Below are 3,653 nucleotides of genomic sequence, written 5' to 3' on the forward strand. Positions count from 1 at the left end.
GAAAAAGTCTGCATGGCGGAACTCCAGGCGGCCTGCAAAGGTCTGGCACTGGGTAAATACTGTGGCATGCGCCACGCCCATTGAGTTCCACTGAAAGTCCCATGAAACCGACGCCGATGCGAACCCTTCTCTGCGGACTCTGGTTGACCAGCTCCATGGTGTTTGGCGTGTCTGCGCAGACACTGAGTTCGCCGCTGCCATCGGGCGCCGCGCCACACCCCGGAGCGGGCGACGGTGCCGCGTTGCCTCAAGGGCAGGGCGCCGGCGTGCACAGCCCGCTGAGCCCGTTTGCTCCTCTGCCCAAGCGCAATGATGTGGTGGCCTGGTCCACGCTCACCGACGTCACGACCAAGGTCGAGAAAAAACGCATCGTGCCGGTGTACCCCGCGCCCGTGGCCGCGCTCAACCAGAAAACGCTGCGTCTGCAGGGCTACATGATGCCGCTGGAGCCGGGTGAGAACCAACGCCACTTCCTGCTCGCGTCGGTGCCGCTCACCTGCGGTTTCTGCACACCGGGCGGACCCGAGAGCATGGTCGAAGTGCGCACCAGGACCCCGGTGAAATACAAGCTCGAAGCGGTGGTGGTCGAGGGCACTTTTCACGTGCTGCAGAACGACCCCTACGGCCTGTACTACCGCATCACCAACGCCGTGGGCGTTCCCTAGCGCGGCTACCATCGGCGGGTGAACCTTGCTGCCCACCCCGCCGTCGCGTCCCTCACCCCCGTCTTTTTGCTCATGGCCATCGGCTTTCTTGCCGGGCGGCTGCAGTGGATCCGCGACGCCTCGGTCAAGGACTTGTCCAACCTCGTGTTCCTGGTGCTGATCCCGGCACTGCTGTTTCGCACCATGAGCGCGGTGCGGTTCGAAGAGCTCGACCTGCGACCGGTGCTGGCCTACTTCCCCGCCGCGCTGCTGCTGTTGGCTGTGTCCATCGCCTGGCGCGGCTTCAACCGCACCAGCGTGGTGATGGGCATGGCCGGCGTGTTCTCGAACATGGTGATGATCGGCATCACGCTGGTGGAACTGGCCTACGGCAAGGCCGGCTTGGTCACGTTGCTGACCCTGGTGTCGGTGCATGCGCTGATCCTGCTGACCACCGGATCCATCGTGCTGGAGCTGGCGGTGGCGCGCGAGGCCCGTGCAGGCGGTGAGCGTGCCCCCCACCTGTGGCAGACCGCCTTCTCAGCCATCAAGGGCGCGCTGATCCACCCGATTCCCCTGCCCATCATCAGCGGCCTGCTGTTTTCCCAGACCGGTTGGGCCCTGCCCGCAGTGATCGACAAACCGCTGCTGCTGCTGGGCAACGCCTTCGGCCCGCTCTCGCTGGTGCTGATGGGGGTGACACTGGCCAGCACTCCGCTGCGGGGCCACCTGCGCGATGCGTTGTGGATCACCGTCTCCAAGAACCTCGTGTTGCCTGTGATGGTGGGTCTGAGTGCCTGGGCTCTGGGCATCACCGGCCTGCCGCTGACCGTGATCGTGGTCGCCGGCGCCCTGCCCATCGGCGCCAACGTGTTCCTGTTTGCCCAGCGCTACGACGCCGCCCAGGAACTCACCACCGCCAGCATGGGCATGACCACGCTGGTGTCGCTGTTCACCCTGAGCTTTTTCATGCTCGCCATGTCGTGGATCAACTGACGACCGTCACTGGCTGATCTTGCGCGCTTCTTCGATCTGGTATTCGAAGTAACGCTGGATGCCGAAGGCCAGGCTGCCCATGAAGGCCACCGTGCCCATGAGCAGTGCCAGCACCAGCGTGCCGATGGTGAGCCAGTGCGTGGCGCCCGCGTTGGCGTCCGCCGGCAGCGTCGGGTTGAACCAGCGGTTCCATTTTTCGCGATCGGTCAGCGCGTAGACGATGCCGGTGAGGCAACTCGCAGCGATCGTCATGCCCAGCAGCGGGATCAGCACCCACGAGAGCTTGTCGTCCTGCCCGTAGGTGAGCACGCGGTCCACGCCCCACCAGCCCAGGGCCGCCGGAATCGGATGCAGCCAGCCGATCCAGTCGCCCAGACCCCGCAAGTAAAAACGGTGCAGCCCGAGCGTGCCCCCGAGCACCGCCAGCACGGCGGCCAGCGTCTTGTTCTTGCCGCGGCCGCTCATGCAGCGCTTTCAGGCGGCGTGGTGTCGCCGGCGCCCAGCGTCTTCTGCATCAGCACGATGTCGAGCCAGCGGTCGAACTTCCAGCCGCAGGACTGCACCACGCCCACGGTCTCGAAGCCCAGTGCCTTGTGCACACCGATGGAACCCGCGTTGGCGGAGTCCCCAATCACGGCCATGACCTTGCGCACGCCACCGCGCTCCAGCGCGGCCATCAACTCGGTCAGCAGCGCGCGGCCCATGCCCTTGCCGTGTGCGGCCGGGTCCATGTAAATCGAGTCTTCCACCGAAAAGCGGTAGGCCGGCCGGGGCTTGAACCAGTTGCCGTAGGCAAAGCCCAGCACCTGGCCGCCGTCTTCGACCACCAGCCAGGGCAGGCCTTTGGACAACACGTCGGCGCGTCGGGTGGTCATGTCGGCCAGGCTGGGCGGCGTGGTTTCAAAGGTGCCGGTGCCGTGCAGCACGTGGTGGCCATAGATGTGGGTGATGGCGTCGAGATCGTCGTCTCGGCTGGGGCGGATCGTGGGCATGGGGTGTTTCAGAGCGAACAATGTGAATCGGCGGCCGGTGCGGGCGCCGAGCGGGCTATAATCGCGGGTTTCGTGGCGTTTCGCTGGCCGGGTGGTCAGTCGTGTGTCTCAAGCGCTGCAATCAAGCGGATCGAAAGATCCAGTGATGTGCCAATTTCGGCACCTCTCCACCCGAAGGATAAATCATGGTCGTCATCCGACTCTCCCGCGGCGGCTCAAAGTCCCGTCCTTTCTACAACATCGTTGTGGCCGACAAGCGCAACCGTCGCGACGGTCGTTTCATCGAGCGCATCGGCTTCTACAACCCGCTTGCACGCGGTGGCGAAGAGCCCCTGCGCATCGCTCTTGACCGTCTGACTTACTGGACCGGCGTGGGTGCCACCCCGTCCGACACGGTGGAGCGTCTGGTCAAGCAGAACGCCGCCAAGGCCACTGTCGCGGCCTGATCCTGCTGACCGCACGGTGAGCAGCCCCGCGTCCGGCGCCTTCACGGCGTCTTCCCTTCCGGCCGATGCGGTCGAGCTGGGGCGCATACAGGACGCGTGGGGCATCAAGGGCTGGGTCCGCATCCTGCCCTACAGCGCCGACACCTCGGCGCTGATCGCTTCCCCCCACTGGTTCCTGGAGCCGCCCGAAGCCCGCTTCGCGCGCGGCTTTTCGGCGTTTTCGGGCTGTGTGGGCATCGACCTTGTCGAGGTCAAGCCCCACACCGATGGTCTGGTGGCCCAGATTGATGGCGTGAACGACCGCAATTCGGCCGAAGCTCTCAAGGGCGTGCGCATCTACCTGCCGCGCAGCGCCTTCCCGGCCACGCCCGAAGGTGAGTACTACTGGGTCGACCTGATCGGTCTGGACGTGGTCAACCGCGAGGGTGTGCCTCTGGGTGTGGTGCGCGACCTCATGGCCACGGGCCCCAATTCCGTGCTGGTGCTCGAATACACCGACACCATCGATGGTGTGGAGCAGGTGGCCGAACGCATGATTCCGTTTGTGGCGGCCTACATCGACAACGTGGACAAGG

General features: G+C 65.3%; 6 protein-coding genes. 4 read left to right on the top strand and 2 right to left on the bottom strand.

The window, feature by feature from the left end:
• The first annotated feature begins 101 nt into the window (after positions 1-101).
• Positions 102-665: a DUF3299 domain-containing protein gene (locus Q0C59_RS15510; RefSeq protein ID WP_291217067.1), complete on the top strand. Its 564-nt coding sequence runs from the start codon at positions 102-104 to the stop codon at positions 663-665.
• 18 nt (positions 666-683) lie between these two features.
• Positions 684-1,640, top strand: coding sequence for an AEC family transporter (locus Q0C59_RS15515; protein ID WP_291217070.1), 957 nt, complete (start codon positions 684-686; stop codon positions 1,638-1,640).
• Positions 1,641-1,646: 6 nt separating this feature from the next.
• On the opposite strand, the gene Q0C59_RS15520 is transcribed toward Q0C59_RS15515, so the two are convergent.
• Both Q0C59_RS15520 and Q0C59_RS15525 read right to left on the bottom strand, forming a co-directional pair.
• The gene (locus Q0C59_RS15520) at positions 1,647-2,105 is read right to left on the bottom strand and encodes an NINE protein (protein ID WP_291217072.1); all 459 of its coding nucleotides are present in this window, start codon (positions 2,103-2,105) and stop codon (positions 1,647-1,649) included.
• Positions 2,102-2,632 (bottom strand): GNAT family N-acetyltransferase, encoded by a 531-nt coding sequence (locus tag Q0C59_RS15525; RefSeq protein ID WP_291217074.1) that lies wholly within the window; start codon positions 2,630-2,632, stop codon positions 2,102-2,104. Before Q0C59_RS15525 ends, Q0C59_RS15520 begins: the two co-directional genes overlap by 4 nt.
• Before the next feature lie 185 nt (positions 2,633-2,817).
• Between Q0C59_RS15525 and rpsP the strand changes: the two genes are divergently transcribed.
• Entirely contained in the window at positions 2,818-3,078 is a 261-nt protein-coding gene (gene rpsP, locus Q0C59_RS15530) for a 30S ribosomal protein S16 (protein ID WP_291217077.1), read from the top strand.
• A 16-nt stretch (positions 3,079-3,094) separates the two neighbouring features.
• The coding region (rimM, locus tag Q0C59_RS15535; RefSeq protein WP_291217080.1) for a ribosome maturation factor RimM at positions 3,095-3,653 on the top strand (559 nt) is incomplete at its 3' end.

Source organism: Hydrogenophaga sp., from assembly GCF_022844385.1.
Lineage (GTDB): Bacteria > Pseudomonadota > Gammaproteobacteria > Burkholderiales > Burkholderiaceae_C > Hydrogenophaga.